The following is a 16,315-nucleotide window of genomic DNA, read 5'->3' as shown; positions in this document are numbered from 1 at the left end:
TTCCATACGAATGTCAGATAACATCCTCATATGAAGTGTCCCCAATTCGGCGTGATCGTCATTTATGCAACGCTTTCACAGCGGCCGCTGACGCGCCAGCCAAACCGTACGTCCGCCGCAGTCGGCGTCTTCCGCAACATGAGCCACAACATCGAAGCCATTCTCATTGAGCAGCAGGTCGTACTCGTTCGGGTCGAGGCTAGCATGATAGAGGGGCTCCCCTTCCAACGTGCCGATCGCTTCGCCAAAGGCGGGACCACTTGTGAATAGCAATGGCGCTTCCGGTTCAGCATGATCGCAGAAAATAGGGAACATCATACGCTGTTCGTGATCTGTAAGGTGAAAGAAGCTGTCCCAGGCAACCAGCCCCCCATACCTCCGATTCATTTTCAGAGAGCGCATGTCCACCGTTTCCGCCGCCTCACTGGGCAGATTAGTCCGGAACAAGGCGACCATTTCTGGTGAGCCATCCACGCCCGTAATGGGATGACCTCCGCTGGCAAGGAACCGAGCGATCGGCTCGCCTGATCCGCATCCAATGTCAAGCACTGTCGCTCCTGGCCGCAGGATGTCGGCAAACCGCTCGATCCACGCACGCTCCCGCAGCGCCGTGCCGCGAGCACGTGTCCAAGCGACTGCATGGCGACTATAAAGGTCTATGATACGGGCTGCGGCGTCGGTCATGGCATTGCGGTTGATTGCGTGTTTCCGGTCTCGCAGAATAGGGAGTTTTGCGGCAGTCGCAATACACAGTGTTGGCGCAAAGCAGCCATTTTCAGATAAAAAGTGCTGCCCAATTCGGGCGCAAATATCAGATAACGTTCCCGTATGGACCGAACGTTCACCAAAGGATTGGTGATCTCATCTGGGTGAAATATCCTCCGCTATCCTTTGCTGACATTAAGTGGGCAGTACTTGAAATGACTTTTTCAGCCATATGCAGAAGTGCCCCGGAGGTAGCCCGGCAATCCGCCCAAATTCTTCGTAGCCCTTCTGTAAATAGAAGTCGGGCGCTTGAAAGCTGAATGTATCTACGTAAGCTCCCACGCATTTACGTTGCTGTGCTTCTTGCTCTGCTTTTGCGAGTAGCTTTGCTCCAAGGCCCTGACCACGTGCTGCAGGAGAAACCCAGAGCCAATCGATAAAGAGCCAGTCATAAAAGGTGCGGCCTTTTAATCCTCCTAGCAGATTGCCCTCACTCTCCCGGGCCATAACCCAAAGGTCTCGCGCATTGTCTGGACCTGCTTTGGAAGCATTGAATATATCCAGCCCGTTGTCGATCAAGCGCTGATCATACTCGTCAGGTTGGCTTTCAACGTCAACTTTAACCTGCAATGAGAATCATCCTTCTTACGATTACTCTCTGGACAGTGCGCCGTAGGATAAGGATTCTCCCAGACCGCGCAATGACCGATAAGCAGACATTTTCAGCAAAAGTGCTACCCCTACCGCGCAGGGTACCCAACCAATTGGGCGTGATTGTCAGATACAATACGCCAATATTGAAGAGTGCGGCTTGATTCCAGAGATTCCCGTGTGGTGCGGATATGTGTGTCAGACAACGGCCACCCCTTGCTCGAGCATATGTCGTTACTACATCAGTCGGTATGAGCACATTTCTTGAAATAATCATTGGCGGCCTGGTCGGTGCGTCGCCTGCGAAAACCAAAAGCGGCAAACGCATCCAGAAGTACGGCGGGTTTGTGTTGGTTATCATCGGCATTGGTTTGCTGATGTTCTGGCCCTGATCCCGACGCGCTCATATGGGAATTTCATCGAGGTGAAAAGGTCGCTGTCGAGATCATGCAGACCGATTTGAAGAAGCGTATGGGCTTCAACACCAACAACCATGCTTGCGATTTCAGAGAAAAAAATTGTCCAGATCGTCATTATAGGAATGTCGTTCTCATCGTCAAAATACCTTTAAAAACAATGGTTTTTTGCAGATTGCGATTTAATTCCAGATGTTGCCATGTGTTCTGGATGGCCGCTTACGACGACAGACGCGCAAAACCGGAAAAATCAAATTTTCGTAAGCCTGTCAAAATGTGATACACGCCCTAAATTTACAGAGGGCGGATACACTATTCCCCCGGTTGAGGCGACATCATAGTCCTGCGCCTGCAGCATTTGCCACTTTGGTTCCGCTGCGGCCAGATATCGAGCTGGTGTGATCCGCCTCCTTTTTTGAAAGACCACGGTCTCCAGGCATTTCTGTCGCCGATAAACAGTGACAGCCTAAAATTCAATACAGGGTAAAAATGAAGCTCTTAAAAAAAATTAGTGATATGGTATCGCATCGCGACACCATGGCGAAACAACCGAAAGCACTGCGTGATATAGAGTGGCTTGATAACGCAACCTTTGAAATCGGTGGCCACAAGATTACGATGAATTATGAGTATGGAGGGAGCAAACGGAAATCTGCCCCTTCCGACTTTACGATGATGAAGTCTCGATCATTTCTCGATCAATACTTGCAGCATAAAGGCGAAGACTTCAGGCGGATATTGGAAATGGGGGTCTATCAGGGTGGCTCTTTCGTGTTCCTTGATCAAGTTTTCAACCCCGATCGAATTTCGGCAATAGAATTGGCCGTAGAGCCAATACCGGCGCTCGACGCATATGTGGAAAAGCACAAGGCCCGGGCCTCGTTGTACTATGGCACGTCGCAAGATGATGTTCCGCGGCTCGCCCAAATCATCGATCAAGACTTCGGCGGCGAGCTTGATCTTGTGGTTGATGACGCGTCTCATTTCTATGACCAGACAAAAGCGGGCTTTGCCTATGCATTTCCACGGCTTCGCCCAGGTGGACTTTATATTATTGAAGACTGGAGCTGGAGTTTCTTTGAAGATTACCAGCGCGAAGACCATCCTTGGGCCGCGCATCATTCCCTCGCCAATCTCGCTGTTGACCTGATGGAGGAAATGGCACTTGGCGGTGCCATTGAAGACATGATTGTTTCGCCGCACATGATCAAGGTTCGGCGGTCGCAGCAAAAAGCGTCAGAGATATTCAAGACCAACGCACGCCGTGGCAGAAATTATCAGCTGATCTAAAGAACGTCGGGCTTCATCACATCCAACGTGCAAGACGCTATCGTTTTTATCTGTAGCTCCCCCACCGCTGACTTGCCCGATAAGGGCGATTTCGGTTGAACCAGACTGGCGGTGGTAGGGAGACCTCAAGAACGCCAAAAACCAAAGCATAACAGGAAAAGTATCATCTGTTGTCTTGCTTTTTAAAGGCTGTTCTTAAGGAATTATGCAGTATCATATTCATAATGACTGATATCGTTGGCGTTGCAGTGTGAGAAGAGAGTGTGAGCGATAAACAAAACGTGGCGCAAGGGCGTTATCTTGACAAGCCGTCACAACGCCTGATCTTTACCTATAAAGCCGCGTCGATAACGATTGCCGTGTTTTGCCTGTGTTGGGCAATGCTTTTCGCTTTTCATCAACGCTGGCACATTGCCTTTCTCGAAATTCTGGGCGCTTTCGTGGCCGCAATAAGCTGGTTGCTGATTGGCAGGGGCAGGCTGAATGCTGTGCTCATTCTCTCTGAGCTTGCATTTCTGGCTATCGCCATCATTTTTTGCATGACGCTGGATGTGCCTGATGGCAAAACACCGCGGGTTGTCCATTTGTTTTTGCCCGTCGTGGCAATGCTTGGCTATATTCATTTCCTGCGCAGCAAGTCGATGTTCCAGCTGGCCATTATCATTGCAAGTTTGGCGAGCTTCGTGCTCTTCTCCAGCACGCATTTTGCCATTCCGGCGGCCGAAACAATCCCAAATGAGATCCGTGTCTTTGGCGCATGGTTCAATAGCATCCTCGCCGTGACGATGATATGCGGCTGTGTCTATGCGCTTCAGCGAGAGTTTACCGCCCATCACAGCATGAAGCGCGAGTTGCAGGCGGCGGTGCGCAATGGCGAATTGCAATTGTTTTTCCAGCCTCAGGTGGATCGCAAAGGTGTAATTGTTGGCGCCGAGGCGTTGTTGCGCTGGAAGCATCCGCAGCGCGGTTATATCGCGCCGGATGCATTTATTGGCATCGCCGAGGAATGCGGCCTCATGCCTTTGATTGGCGGCTGGGTGCTCAAGGACGCCTGCAACACGCTGTCGAAGTGGCGTGAAGACCCGCATTTGAGCACGCTCACACTGGCGGTCAATGTCAGTGCCATTCAATTTGTGTCAGAGGATTTTGAGAGATTTGTGCTCGATACGTTAGATCTCTACCGGGCAGATCCCAACAAGCTGAAACTGGAGTTGACGGAAAGCGTAACGCTTGTGGGCATTGCAACAGTGGCTGCGAAGATGAACACATTGCGCGAGGCTGGCATCACCTTTGCGCTGGACGATTTTGGCACCGGCTATTCATCCTTGAACCATTTAGGCCGCCTGCCTATCCAGCAACTGAAAATTGATCGCAGCTTTGTGCAAGGCGTGACCGAAAATCCGCAAGGCGCAAAGCTGATCAAAAGCATTGTCAAAATGGGCCTGGATCTTGGCGTCACCGTTCTCGCCGAAGGGGTGGAAACGGCAGAGCAACAAGCATTTCTTCTCAATTGCGGCTGTCAGCAATTTCAGGGCTATTATTTTGGACGCCCGGTTTCCATTGATGCGTTTGAACGCGACAGCATCGCGCGGATAAGCGAGATCCGCACGATGCTTTAGATTCATGGTTGGCACCAAAGCTTTAGTCAGCGTAGGGGCAACCAGGGCGATTTCTCAAGATGACGCGATCAAAATCACCATAACGACGCCCGCTGACAACCACGACACGCGGTGTCACGCGATCGATGGTGGGACGGCGCAATCCATCGCGAAGGGCCTGACGAATAGCATCTCCGGGCGCACAGACACCGCTGAAACGTGGGCCAGGGCCGCGATCCCAGCGCGGTGGTGGTGGCGGAGGCGCATAGCGTGGGCCATCCCAATACTGTGGTGGAGGCGGTGGCGGTGGTGGCGCATAGCGATCATCATCACCCCATACTCTCACGACGTGGGGAGGTGCCACCACAACATCATCATCGTCATCATCCGGGCCATTATCTTGGCCTACAAACAGGCTGAACCCCACATTGGACTGTGCGGCTGCCGGGCTTATCGCACTTGTTACGGCACCCATGGCAACGAGGCCAATCAGAGCGGCTTTTGCAAAAGTGATGGACATTCTCGTTCTCCTGAAACCAAAGTCTCGCTTTTGACCAGCCCGGCCCTTCTGCGATTGAGGAGAGATTATTCCGGCATGGGTGAATGCGATCCGAAAGCGGCGTTCACCCCCAGTTCATTCATTTCAACTCTGTGGCGTGCAAAATCCCGTCGCACGGCAGCACCGTGCGCTATGGTTGGCGCAAAGCGCGCTCATCCTTTTAAGAGGAGAGGTGCAAAACCACTTGGCGCTGATGGCGGCTATCACGGTGTTCAAAAAGGTAGATGCCCTGCCATGTTCCCAACACCAGGCGACCATCAGACACTGGAATACCGATGGATGTTTGCGTCAGCGCCGCCTTGATATGGGCGGGCATATCGTCGGGCCCCTCCTGCCGGTGCACAATCCAGCCCATGGATGGGTCTGTGCTTGGCGGCACAAGGCGTTGGAAAAAGCTCAAGAGGTCGTGCTGCACATCCGGGTCGGCATTTTCCTGCACAATCAGCGAGCAGGATGTGTGCCGAACAAACACGGTGAGCAAGCCCTGATCCACGGCGCTGGCCTGCACAAAATCCTCCACCTGATCGGTGAATTCATAAAGCCCCTGCCCGCGGGTTGAAATAGAAAGCATCGTTTGCTGTGTCATGCGCCCCTGCACTCATTTTTGTTTGAGAGAATCGGGCAAGGCAGTCTTACGCCCACGATGCTCCAAATTCTTGTTTTCACGTCGGAACTGTTTTTGGCCAGTTCCATCAGCAAAACAAGGAAGCTCGTGGTAGGGGCCGGGTCGGCCATAGAGAAAGCCCTGATGTTTTCGGCAACCGGCAGCAACAAGCCATTGCGATTGTACCTCGGTTTCAATGCCTTCTGCAACCACATCAATATGCAAAGCCGCCGCCATTTGCAGCACGGCTTCAACAATGGCCTGCCCCACCCTGCTTTCGCCCAGCTTTCGCACAAGGCTGCGATCCAGTTTGATCCATTGAATCGGCAAAGCACTGAGCGATGCGATGTTGGAATAACCGGTGCCGAAATCGTCAAGGGCAATGCGGATACCCAGCCGCGACAATTCGGAAAGCTCGCTGGCTGCACGCCCCAGATCGGACATGATCAAATCCTCGGTGATTTCCACCACAAGTGCTGTTGCCGGAAAACCGGTTTTGTTCAAAATTTTGGCGATGGTGGAGGTGATATCGCCCGCCTTGAACTGGCTGGGAGAAACATTGAGCGAAACATAATTCAGTTTGCCCATGGCAACAAAGGGGGCCATTTCGGCGCAAGCTTTTGTGGCAACCTGAACAAATATCGCCTCAAGCAGGTTTCTCTCCTCGGCCAGCGGCAGGAAAATACCGGGCAAAACCAACCCGCGATAGGGATGATGCCATCGTGCCAACACCTCAACACCCAGGGTGCGCCCGGTAAGGCCATCCACAATTCTCTGATACCAAGGCACAATTTCCTGCCGCTCAATGGCCAGAACCAACTCCAGTTCCAGCAATCGGCGCTCATCGGCTTCGGCGCGCAAATCATCGGTAAATCCGGTCGCGCGGCCTTTTCCTGCTTTTTTGGAAGCATAGAGCGCCATATCAGCATGCCGCAGCAGTTGCGACGACGATACGGCATGATCCGGCATGCTGGCGTAGCCAATTGATGCCGAGATTTGCAATTTGCGTCCGTTAAAATCAACAGGCACGCTCAGCGCCGCAATAAGGCGTTGGGCGAAAACGGCATCTGCCATGTCATTTGGCAAATCCGATAAGGCCAAAGCAAATTCATCGCCACCGAGGCGCGCCGCAATGCCATAGCCGACCACAGATGTGAGCCGGCGGGAAACCTCCCGCAGCACAATATCGCCGCCTTCATGGCCCTGTGTGTCGTTAATCGTCTTGAAATCATCCATATCAACCAGAACGACCACAACGCGCCCGCCACGAAGGCGGGCTTTTTGGCATAAGTCGCCTAAGCTGCTGGTAAAGAAACGCCGATTGAGCAATGTCGTCAGGTGGTCTTGCTGCGCCAGCGCCATGGCGTGTTCGCGCTCCACCGACAGCTCCGATGTGCGTGCAACAACGCGCTTTTCAAGATCCTGCGCCAATTGCGCCAGCGCCGTATTGGCGTAGTAAAGCTCGCGGGAGCGCTCTTCCAGCAAGGCCTCGGCCTGCTGCCGTGCCGACTTTTCGCGCTCAAGCCTGCGCGTCAGTCGCTTGACGCGATCATCAACAATACTCTCGGACGATCTTGAATCATTCATGAGTGCGTCTCGTTAATCACAAAAATAACGGAGCCATCACCACCGTCTTTCGCGACCACATTGATGGTGCGGCCAAAATGATGGGCGGCTCCATAAATCAACCCTTCCGCCAAAGCCTCCATTTTCCGCGAGGAGCGATAGCGCATCGACATCTGCGCCTCATCACTATCAAGCACATCAAAAGACGGCAACTCCGCATCAGGATAGAGCTTTTTGACTTCGACGTGGATATAATCGTCAATACTGGCCAGAAAGGCGAAAAGGGTGCCGCAACGGGTGAAAAACTGCGGGAAAAAAACCGAAAATCGGCCTGCCAGATAAAACCCGAATTGCTGCATCAAGGCCTCTTTGGAGAGCGTGACGCGAACGGATAGCGCCTCCAGCAGACAGATGATTTCCCGGTGATCGTAAGTGCCCACGCTGGTGTAAGCCCCGCCACTGGCAAGGGAGCTGGCCTCAACAATATCATCCGCCATATCCTCATCCCAGCTTTCAGAAACAAATGCCAGAAACTCTGTAAAAACAACACCTTTCATGGACACTCCAACTGTAATTCCACTGCACCATTCCTTTTGCCCGAAGCGATTTGGGAAATGATGCAGCCAAATTTAAAGCGTTACAGCCATCTGTTTGCGCCATATAAAACGCAGCATACTCTCATAGGAAACACGGTATTCAACGTCATCGCGCAAAGAATATCTCATATTCCTTTATTTAAACATAAAAATATCAGGATGTTTATTCTCAAGAAAGCCCGCGTGCTGCTGCCGCCAACACATTTTGGGTCAAGCTCTGCAGGGGCTTTGCCAAAGATCTGCTCCAATGCCAATAAAGCGGCACCCGCAACACTTGGCCCGGCACAAGCTCCACCAGAGCACCCGAGGCAAGCAAGGGCGCAACCAGACAATCGGGGTTCATGCCCCAGCCCAATCCAAGTTTTGCGGCATCAACAAAGGCATGGCTGGAGGGTAGCCAATGGGTGGGCAGAGCCATGCTGATACCAAAAGCCTGCAAGAGCCAATTGCTTTGCAAACGGTCCTTGGCATTAAAGGTCAAGCATGGTGCAACCGCGAGCGCGTCTTGCGTAACACCCTTGGCAAACCAGCGAGCCATAAACGCGGGGCTTGCTGTTGCGCGGTAGGTGAGCGCGCCCAAAGGCCGACAATCGCAGCCCTGCACGGCATCAGATGCGCCGCTGACAGCCGCCCGCACCTCACCCCGCCGCAACCAATCAGCACTGTGATCCTGATCATCCAGCACAATATCGAACAGTAAACCATCGCTAGAAGCCATGGCCGGCAGAAACCACGTTGCCAAACTATCGGCATTGACCGCCAGACGCACCACGGTTGGGCCTGCATCCTGCTCAAGCCCCAGGTCCGTCTGCAACTGGCGCTCCAAGAGCGCGACCTCTTCGGCGTGACGAAACAGCCGCTCACCAGCCGGCGTGGTTCGGCACGGCTGACCGCGCGCAATCAACACGGCCCCCACCCGATCTTCAAGCTGCCGAATGCGTTGCGACACCGCCGATTGGGTGATGCCCAATATATGGGCCGCCTTTTCAAAGCTGCCGCTGCGGATAATCGCCACCAGCGCCCGCAGGTGCTCACCATCAATTACCATTAGAATATCTGATCATCCATTAGAGACATTCATTTTTCTAATTCAAATCGACGTGGTAGTCAAAATTCTCAAGACGGAGATCACCATGCAGAATGCCTTTTTTTCCGGACTGTCTTTGGGCCTCAGCCTCATTTTGGCCATTGGCGCGCAAAACGCCTTTGTGCTCAAGCAGGGGCTGCGCAAGGAACATGTCTTTGCCCTCTGCCTCGCTTGCGCCACCGCAGATGCCCTGCTGATCGCGCTTGGCATCACGGCGCTTGCGCAAGTCAGCGCGATTTTCCCGGCCTTTGCATTGGTGTTGCGCTACGGTGGTGCCACGTTTTTGCTGCTTTACAGCCTGCGCCATGCCTATGCCGCCATAACCCACAACGGAACGTTGACACCCGCCAACCAGCCCAAAACCTCGCTGATCAAAAGCCTTGCCACCTGCCTGGCCCTGACGTTTTTAAACCCGCATGTGTATCTCGATACGGTTTTGCTGATCGGCTCGGTATCCAGCCGCTTTCCCGATCATCGCCTCGCCTTTGGCCTCGGCGCGGTCACGGCCTCTTATGCGTTTTTCTTTTCGCTTGGCTATGGCGCGCGGTTTTTAGCCCCGCTTTTTGCCAAGCCCCAGGCATGGCGCGTGCTAGATGGGGCCATCGCGCTGGTGATGGCATGGATTGCCATCAAACTGGTGTGGATGGCATAGAACATCGGTATTAACGAGACGGAAGCCTGCGTGAGCCCCATTCACTCTTGGGGATAGCGCTGCCAAGATTAAAGCGAAACGCGGTGATGGTCGTGGTTTTGGCATCGGTCTCGCAATGATAGCTCACATCAAACCACTGACCACGGCTGTGATAAGCAGCATCTGTCACATCCATCAGCTGATCATCAATGTTTTCACGGGTCTCAGCGGTGGGCGCAATAATATCGGGCGCGGCCCCCGGCGCATTGCGGCGAATTTGCTCCAACATCTCAATGCTGCACATCTGCACCACGCGCCGCTTGGGCGGAAGCTTGCCCAATGCCTCCTTGACGCGCGGATCAGACAGCGTGTCCTTGGAAAAAATCCGCTTGGCAGGCTTGAGGCTGGCAATGGTGGTCTGCTGCTTTGGCTTTGGCGCAGGCGTTGGCACCGACGCTGTCGGCACGCCAATTTCTGCGCCTTCGCTCAAGGGAAAACGCTGCTCAGTCACAATGCCGCCACCGGCTTCTTCCGCTTTGTCTGACACTTTTGGGCGCGCATCAGGGCCAAGCTCTGGCGGGGCAATATCCTTCAGCACGCTGGCCTCTTTTGCAGGCTCTTGGCTGTTGGGATTGCCCGAAACGGCTTTATCCTCGCCCTGCTTTTCCGCCGTATTGGTTTTGGCTTCCTCCGGCGCTGGCTGCTCTGATGGCGGCGGCGCGGGCGCGTCCTCCTCTTTCGGGGCGGTCTCGTCCTTGGGTGCCGATTCAAATGCATTCGGCACCGATTCGGGCGGCGGACGCGGCGGCAAGGTTTCCGTTGGCCTCAACTCCGGCGCAGGCGCAGGCTTAGGCTGCGGCTTTTCCTCCGGCTTCGGCTCTGGCTTTGGTTCGGGTTTGGGCTCTGGCTTTTCTTCAGGCTTCAGCTCCGGCTTTGGCTCATCCTTCGGTTTTTCCTCAGGTTTTTCCTGCGGCTTCTCTTCTGGCAGCTGCTCAATCGAAACATTGACCACCTCCTCCTTCGGAGGCTCAGGTGCAGTAACCGGCCAATTCCACAAAAATCCCAACAGCAAAAAGACGTGCAAAAGCACCGAGGCACCAACACCCCAGATCAAACGCTTCGGCACAGGATTTTGCTTATCTGTCATGGCCGCAGCAATACACGCCCACACCGCAACTCGCAAATCTAGAAATCACCACAGGCTATAAGGATGACAGCCAACCTCGCCCCCAGCGCGCGCCTCCCAATTGATGAGAGTAAAAAAACAATAGCAAGGATGTGATCGTGAGGCGGAAGGCGGAAGGCGGAAGGCGGAAGGCGGAAGGCGGAAGGCGGAAGGCGCCTAATCTATGCGCATACACAATCTATAGGTGCAATATAAATTTTTACTTAAACCCAAACTCTTTTTTTTAAAACTCTAAAAAGCTGTTCAGCAGATTTTCGATCAAATTGAACAGTTTGACTCTTCTTCCCCGGAATTTGCCTTTCCGCACTACCATACGTATCAATTTGCAAGACCAACCTCTCATCTTGGCCAAACACGGAATATGTCGCCGAAACATCACCGTGAAGTGAGTTACGCTCCATATTGATGCGTTCCAATTGTTTTATGAAAACCATTCCCCACCTCCACTAAATCTACATTAAGATTTTATTTCACATCGCAGAATGAAATTTATTCATGCTAAATCAAGGGATCAACAAAAAACCCGGCGTTGCCGCCGGGTTTTTCAAATCTCACACTACAAAGAATCTTAGCTGTCCAAGAAGCTGCGGAGCTTTCTTGAGCGGCTTGGGTGTTTCAGCTTACGAAGCGCCTTGGCTTCGATCTGACGGATACGTTCGCGCGTGACCGAGAACTGCTGGCCGACTTCTTCCAGCGTGTGGTCGGTGTTCATGCCGATGCCGAAGCGCATGCGCAACACGCGCTCTTCGCGTGGTGTCAGCGAGGCCAGCACGCGGGTTGTTGTTTCGCGCAAGTTGGCCTGAATGGCGGCATCGATGGGCAGAAGTGCGTTCTTGTCTTCGATGAAGTCGCCAAGGTGTGAATCTTCCTCGTCGCCCACAGGGGTTTCGAGCGAGATTGGCTCTTTCGCAATTTTCAGAACCTTGCGCACCTTTTCCAAAGGCATGGCCAGCTTTTCGGCCAATTCTTCCGGGGTTGGTTCGCGGCCGATTTCGTGCAGCATCTGGCGCGATGTACGAACGATCTTGTTGATCGTTTCAATCATATGCACCGGAATACGGATGGTGCGCGCCTGATCGGCAATCGAGCGGGTAATGGCCTGTCTGATCCACCACGTTGCATAGGTGGAGAACTTGTAGCCGCGCCGATATTCGAACTTGTCCACCGCCTTCATCAGGCCGATGTTGCCTTCCTGAATAAGGTCGAGGAACTGCAAACCACGGTTGGTGTATTTCTTGGCAATCGAAATAACCAGACGCAGGTTGGCTTCCACCATTTCCTTCTTGGCGATGCGAGCTTCGCGTTCGCCCTTCTGCACCATGGAAACAATGCGGCGGAATTCTGCGACCGAAATGCCGGTTTCCGTGGCCAGATTCTGGATTTCCTGACGGATTTCACGAATGGTCTGGTTTTCTTCGCGGGCAAAATCCTTCCACCCGCGGGCAGAGAGATTGGCAACCGACTTCATCCAGTTCGGATCAAGTTCCGCACCCTGATATTGCTCCAGGAAGCTGTCGCGCTTCACGCCATAGCTTTCCGCAAGGCGCAGCAAACGGCCTTCGTTCTGCATCAGGCGCTTGGAAATGTCGTAAAGCTGCTCAACAAGGCTGTCGATACGGTTCTGGTTCAGCGACAGCGACTTCACCGCCGTGATCAACTGGTCCTTCAATTCCTTATAGCGACGCTCCTGCCCGGTGGACAGGGTGCCTGTGCAGGCCAAACGGGCCTCAACCTGCTGATCCTGCAATTTACGCAGCTTGCGATAGGTATCGGCAATCAGATCGAGCGTTTCCATGACCTGCGGGCGCAGCTCGGCTTCCATAGCGGCCAGCGAGAGGTTGGACTCATCTTCGTCCTCTTCCTCTTCTTCCGGCAAGCCCATTTCGCCGCCGACATTGGTGATGTCGTCTTCGCCACCGCGGGGGCGGCGGTTCTTTTCTTTTTCTTCGGCAGCCTTGCGGTCTGCCTCAATCTTTTCCGGGCTTTGGAACTGCGGAGCAGCCTTGGCTTCCGGGCCAGAATAGGTAGTTTCAAGGTCAATGATTTCGCGCAGCAGCGTTGTGCCTTCGTTCAGCTCATCGCGCCAGATAATCAAGGCCTGGAAGGTCAACGGGCTTTCGCAAAGGCCCGAAATCATGGTTTCGCGGCCAGCCTCGATGCGCTTGGCAATGGCGATTTCGCCTTCGCGAGACAAAAGCTCCACCGAGCCCATTTCGCGCAGGTACATGCGCACCGGATCGTCGGTGCGATCGGTTGGCTCTTTTTTCTTGGTGGTGGCCACGGCATTGCCGCTGGTGGTTGCCAGTTCGCCGCCTTCGCTATCAGCAGCGTCGTCGCTGTCGCTGTCTTCCGCAGCCGGGTCTTCCACGTCCTCGTCTTCAACGACGTTGATGCCCATGTCGGACAGCATGGACATGGTGTCTTCGATCTGCTCCGAGGTGACTTCCTCAGATGGCAAAACCGAATTCAGCTCGTCCATGGTGACATAGCCGCGCTTCTTGGCGACCTTGATCATCTTTTTGACAGCGTCGTCCGAAAGATCGAGAAGCGGACCGTCGGTTGCGCCATCGCGCTCGTTGTCGGCTTCTTCGTTTTCCTTGACCTTAGTTGCCATGTATCTCGTCGCTTTCCCTGACGCTTCAATTTTCTGCAGCAATGCCGGATGATTGTCTCGTCCCGCCTGTCGCAGATCACTGCTGATGACCTACCGCGTTTTTCTTAAAACAACGAAAAACGCTCTTCGCAATTTCAGCCGAAAACCGCTATGCACTTTTGCCGAAATTGCGCTTTTCATACCGCACTCTCATACGGAAAACCGTCTTGCACTTTTCCTGAGATTGCTTTTCGTTTCGCAATCTCCAACGGAAAACCGCCACACACTTTTCCCAAGATTGCTTTACGAAGTGATCCTTAATTCCCGATTAACCACAGCGGCCACAGCCAAATGTGATATGATTACACAAATAGGCAACGAAGCCCGCCAGACTCAAATCCAGCGTAACTTGCGTCACCTTTTATCTTCCCGTGGTGATTCCCACAATTTAGCGCCACGTCAAGCCCTTTAACGTTCACCAGCCTGTTGAAACCGTAAAAAAACGACTCCAGCATCGTTTTAAGCTTCTTGTACCGTATGCTGAAAGTTAGGCAATAATCGCGCCGTTGCAAGAGGGGCAACCGATATTGATTATAACAATGTGAAATCGACCACCTCATTTGTTGCCATAAGCTGGCCCCTTGACCCGGCCGGACATCACCCCGAAGCCATCAATAATCGCTTCCTGATTTTCCATCCGCACGATTTCCAGCTGTACTTCCTGCAGCGCTGCCAGCAATCCGCCAATGCCGCTATCATCGCCCGCTTCCGTGGCATCGGCAATTTCACGCTCCAGCTCCATGCGCTGACGCCTCAGCGCTTTTGAGCGCTTATACAATGACAAAGCCTGAATGTAGCATTCGCGCGCATCCTCCAGCGCTGCCACTGTGGTTGCCGTCCAAAGCCGCGCATTGCGGATCTGCTGGTCCAGCGCCGCAAGAAGCGTGTCAAATCCTTCAGCGGACAACCGCTCAAACAGCGCCTCCCGGCTCAACCACGCACCCGTATCAGCCACTGCTGTCAACACGGCAGGCCACAGCCGTTGCAAATCGCGGCTATCAAAATCGATCACAGAAATTTCATCGTAATCTTCCTGCAAAAGCTGCGGATGATTGACGATGGTCAACGCCAGAACGCTCTCTCGCAATGTTGGCTGATCATGGTTGCGGCTGACAATGCCAGAGCGCGTCAGCCGGTCCGATGACAAGGTCGGACCACGGGGAGCCGCCCCGCGGAAACCGCCCTGCCCCGCACCCGCACCATTGCGCGGCCCGCCGCGCGCAGCCGGGCCACCGCGTTCATAATTGCCACGCCCGCCTCTTGCGCCGCTTTGGCCTTGAAAGAAGGCGTAGAGACGATCTCGCACATTTTGCTGATAGTGCTTGCGCACATTTTCATCGGCAATCACGGTGACAATCTGCTTCAAGCGCGCTTCCAGCTCGGCCCGCTGCTCAGGGGTTTCAAAACGGCCCTGGCCAACCTCCTTGGTCCAGACCATGTCATCCAGCGAGCGCGCTTCCGCAAGCACCCGATCAAACGGCGCACGTCCGTCGTGTTTCACCAGATCGTCCGGATCTTTACCATCGGGCAGCATGGCAAAGCGCACGCTTTTTCCGGGCTTGAGATGCGGCAAGGCGAGATCAACGGCACGAAACGCCGCCCGCTGGCCCGCACCATCGCCATCAAAGCACAGCACCGGCTGCGGCGTCATTTTCCACATCAGCTCCAGCTGGTTTTCCGTGAGTGCCGTGCCGAGCGGAGCGACCGCATTTTCCACGCCTGCCTGATAGAGCGCAATCACATCCATATAGCCTTCTACGGCAATGATGGTGCCTGCCCCTTCCGCCCCTTGCAAGGAGCGCCGGGCGCGGGAAAAATTATAAAGCACGCTGCCTTTGTGAAAAAGCTCGGTCTCGTTGGAATTGAGATATTTCGCGGGCGCATCAGGCGACATGGCACGACCGCCAAAGGCAATCACTTTGTCACGCGATGACAGAATCGGAAACATGATGCGGTCACGAAAACGGTCATAGGACACCGGAATATCCGGTCCATGCACCACCAGCCCACAGGCCTCGATCTGCTCTTTCGGCACGCCTTTGGCGGCCAGATATTCCTTCAAGGCATTGCGGCTTTCCGTGGCAAAGCCCAGCCGAAACGTCTCGATGGTACGGCCAGATAGGCCGCGCTCGCGCAGGTACGCGCGGGCTTTCGCGCCATTGGCCGATTGCAGCTGATCTTGAAAATACTGGGTGGCCAGCTCCATCACATCTTGCAGCGTGGTGCGCTCGCGCTCGCGCTCAATGTCGCGCACATCGGCTTTTGGCATGGCAACGCCCGCCATATCAGCAATGCGCTCCACGGCTTCGGGAAAGCTGAGGCCTTCCAGATCAGTCAGAAAGCGAAAATGATCGCCAGAAACACCACAGCCAAAGCAGTGATAGCGGCCTTTGCGGTCTTCGCAGTGAAAGCTTGGGCTTTTTTCACCATGGAACGGGCAGCAAGCCCAAAAATCCCCACGCGACACATTGGTTTTCTTGCGATCCCACGGCACGCGTGAGCCAATCACGGCCGAAATCGGCACGCGGTCACGGATTTCATCAAGAAAATCGTTCGAAAAGCGCATGGGGCAACCTTGAGGATGATCTGTCCATATAGGACTTCACAGCAGCAAACGCTACGCATTTCGCGAGAAATACCCGCTATCCACATGGCCAGCACTGCATGGCCCTTGGTCATACACGCCCAGACGGCAGCCGCACACAGCGGAAACAGTGATTGACATATAAATTGAAGCAATTGTAGATTATAGATAGTTTATCTTTTTATCAAT

The 16,315-nt window shown here is 53.9% G+C and carries 16 protein-coding genes; 5 read left to right on the top strand and 11 right to left on the bottom strand.

Annotated features, from left to right (window positions below):
- Nucleotides 1–75: 75 nt before the first annotated feature.
- Together BJF95_RS13400 and BJF95_RS13395 are read right to left on the bottom strand one after the other, a co-directional pair.
- Nucleotides 76–684: a class I SAM-dependent DNA methyltransferase gene (locus BJF95_RS13400; protein ID WP_075639937.1), complete on the bottom strand. Its 609-nt coding sequence runs from the start codon at nt 682–684 to the stop codon at nt 76–78.
- Nucleotides 685–900: 216 nt separating this feature from the next.
- Nucleotides 901–1,335 carry a GNAT family N-acetyltransferase gene (locus BJF95_RS13395; protein WP_075639936.1) on the bottom strand — a complete coding sequence of 145 codons (435 nt, stop codon included), beginning with the start codon at nt 1,333–1,335 and terminating at the stop codon, nt 901–903.
- A 272-nt stretch (nt 1,336–1,607) separates the two neighbouring features.
- Between BJF95_RS13395 and BJF95_RS24080 the strand changes: the two genes are divergently transcribed.
- The 3 genes from BJF95_RS24080 to BJF95_RS13385 all read left to right on the top strand — a co-directional run bounded on the left by BJF95_RS24080 (nt 1,608) and on the right by BJF95_RS13385 (nt 4,681).
- Entirely contained in the window at nt 1,608–1,748 is a 141-nt protein-coding gene (locus BJF95_RS24080) for a hypothetical protein (RefSeq protein WP_175577255.1), read from the top strand.
- Between the two features lie 513 nt (nt 1,749–2,261).
- Nucleotides 2,262–3,062 (top strand): class I SAM-dependent methyltransferase, encoded by an 801-nt coding sequence (locus tag BJF95_RS13390; RefSeq protein ID WP_245297315.1) that lies wholly within the window; start codon nt 2,262–2,264, stop codon nt 3,060–3,062.
- A gap of 263 nt (nt 3,063–3,325) precedes the next feature.
- Nucleotides 3,326–4,681 (top strand): putative bifunctional diguanylate cyclase/phosphodiesterase, encoded by a 1,356-nt coding sequence (locus tag BJF95_RS13385; RefSeq protein ID WP_083638809.1) that lies wholly within the window; start codon nt 3,326–3,328, stop codon nt 4,679–4,681.
- A 22-nt stretch (nt 4,682–4,703) separates the two neighbouring features.
- On the opposite strand, the gene BJF95_RS13380 is transcribed toward BJF95_RS13385, so the two are convergent.
- From BJF95_RS13380 to BJF95_RS13360, 5 genes are all read right to left on the bottom strand, one after another.
- Nucleotides 4,704–5,180, bottom strand: coding sequence for a hypothetical protein (locus tag BJF95_RS13380; RefSeq protein WP_075639935.1), 477 nt, complete (start codon nt 5,178–5,180; stop codon nt 4,704–4,706).
- A gap of 199 nt (nt 5,181–5,379) precedes the next feature.
- The gene (locus tag BJF95_RS13375) at nt 5,380–5,805 is read right to left on the bottom strand and encodes a secondary thiamine-phosphate synthase enzyme YjbQ (protein ID WP_075639934.1); all 426 of its coding nucleotides are present in this window, start codon (nt 5,803–5,805) and stop codon (nt 5,380–5,382) included.
- A gap of 12 nt (nt 5,806–5,817) precedes the next feature.
- Complete coding sequence (locus tag BJF95_RS13370; RefSeq protein ID WP_075639933.1) at nt 5,818–7,410, bottom strand: putative bifunctional diguanylate cyclase/phosphodiesterase; 1,593 nt, start codon at nt 7,408–7,410, stop codon at nt 5,818–5,820.
- The gene (locus tag BJF95_RS13365) at nt 7,407–7,946 is read right to left on the bottom strand and encodes a heme NO-binding domain-containing protein (protein ID WP_075639932.1); all 540 of its coding nucleotides are present in this window, start codon (nt 7,944–7,946) and stop codon (nt 7,407–7,409) included. Before BJF95_RS13365 ends, BJF95_RS13370 begins: the two co-directional genes overlap by 4 nt.
- A 208-nt stretch (nt 7,947–8,154) precedes the next feature.
- Complete coding sequence (locus tag BJF95_RS13360; protein ID WP_075639931.1) at nt 8,155–9,033, bottom strand: LysR family transcriptional regulator ArgP; 879 nt, start codon at nt 9,031–9,033, stop codon at nt 8,155–8,157.
- Between the two features lie 85 nt (nt 9,034–9,118).
- On the opposite strand from BJF95_RS13360, the gene BJF95_RS13355 reads away from it, so the two are divergent.
- Nucleotides 9,119–9,724: a LysE/ArgO family amino acid transporter gene (locus BJF95_RS13355; protein ID WP_075639930.1), complete on the top strand. Its 606-nt coding sequence runs from the start codon at nt 9,119–9,121 to the stop codon at nt 9,722–9,724.
- 10 nt (nt 9,725–9,734) lie between these two features.
- Here BJF95_RS13355 and BJF95_RS24570 read toward each other — a convergent pair whose 3' ends face one another.
- From BJF95_RS24570 to rpoD, 3 genes are all read right to left on the bottom strand, one after another.
- A complete protein-coding gene (locus BJF95_RS24570) occupies nt 9,735–10,850 on the bottom strand; it encodes a DUF930 domain-containing protein (protein ID WP_175577254.1) in 1,116 nt (371 codons plus the stop codon).
- Between the two features lie 242 nt (nt 10,851–11,092).
- On the bottom strand, nt 11,093–11,323 hold the full coding sequence (locus BJF95_RS13340; RefSeq protein ID WP_075639927.1) for a hypothetical protein: 231 nt from the start codon (nt 11,321–11,323) through the stop codon (nt 11,093–11,095).
- A 134-nt stretch (nt 11,324–11,457) separates the two neighbouring features.
- Nucleotides 11,458–13,503 carry an RNA polymerase sigma factor RpoD gene (rpoD, locus tag BJF95_RS13335; protein WP_075639926.1) on the bottom strand — a complete coding sequence of 682 codons (2,046 nt, stop codon included), beginning with the start codon at nt 13,501–13,503 and terminating at the stop codon, nt 11,458–11,460.
- A gap of 85 nt (nt 13,504–13,588) precedes the next feature.
- Here rpoD and BJF95_RS23850 point away from each other — a divergent pair, with 85 nt between their 5' ends.
- Entirely contained in the window at nt 13,589–13,954 is a 366-nt protein-coding gene (locus BJF95_RS23850; RefSeq protein WP_139317487.1) for a hypothetical protein, read from the top strand.
- 144 nt (nt 13,955–14,098) lie between these two features.
- On the opposite strand, the gene dnaG is transcribed toward BJF95_RS23850, so the two are convergent.
- Entirely contained in the window at nt 14,099–16,108 is a 2,010-nt protein-coding gene (dnaG, locus tag BJF95_RS13330) for a DNA primase (RefSeq protein ID WP_075639925.1), read from the bottom strand.
- Nucleotides 16,109–16,315 lie beyond the last annotated feature (207 nt).

The organism is Rhizobium oryziradicis (assembly GCF_001939045.1).
Classification (GTDB): Bacteria; Pseudomonadota; Alphaproteobacteria; order Rhizobiales; family Rhizobiaceae; genus Allorhizobium; species Allorhizobium oryziradicis.
This window is presented reverse-complemented; position numbering and strand designations above follow the sequence as displayed.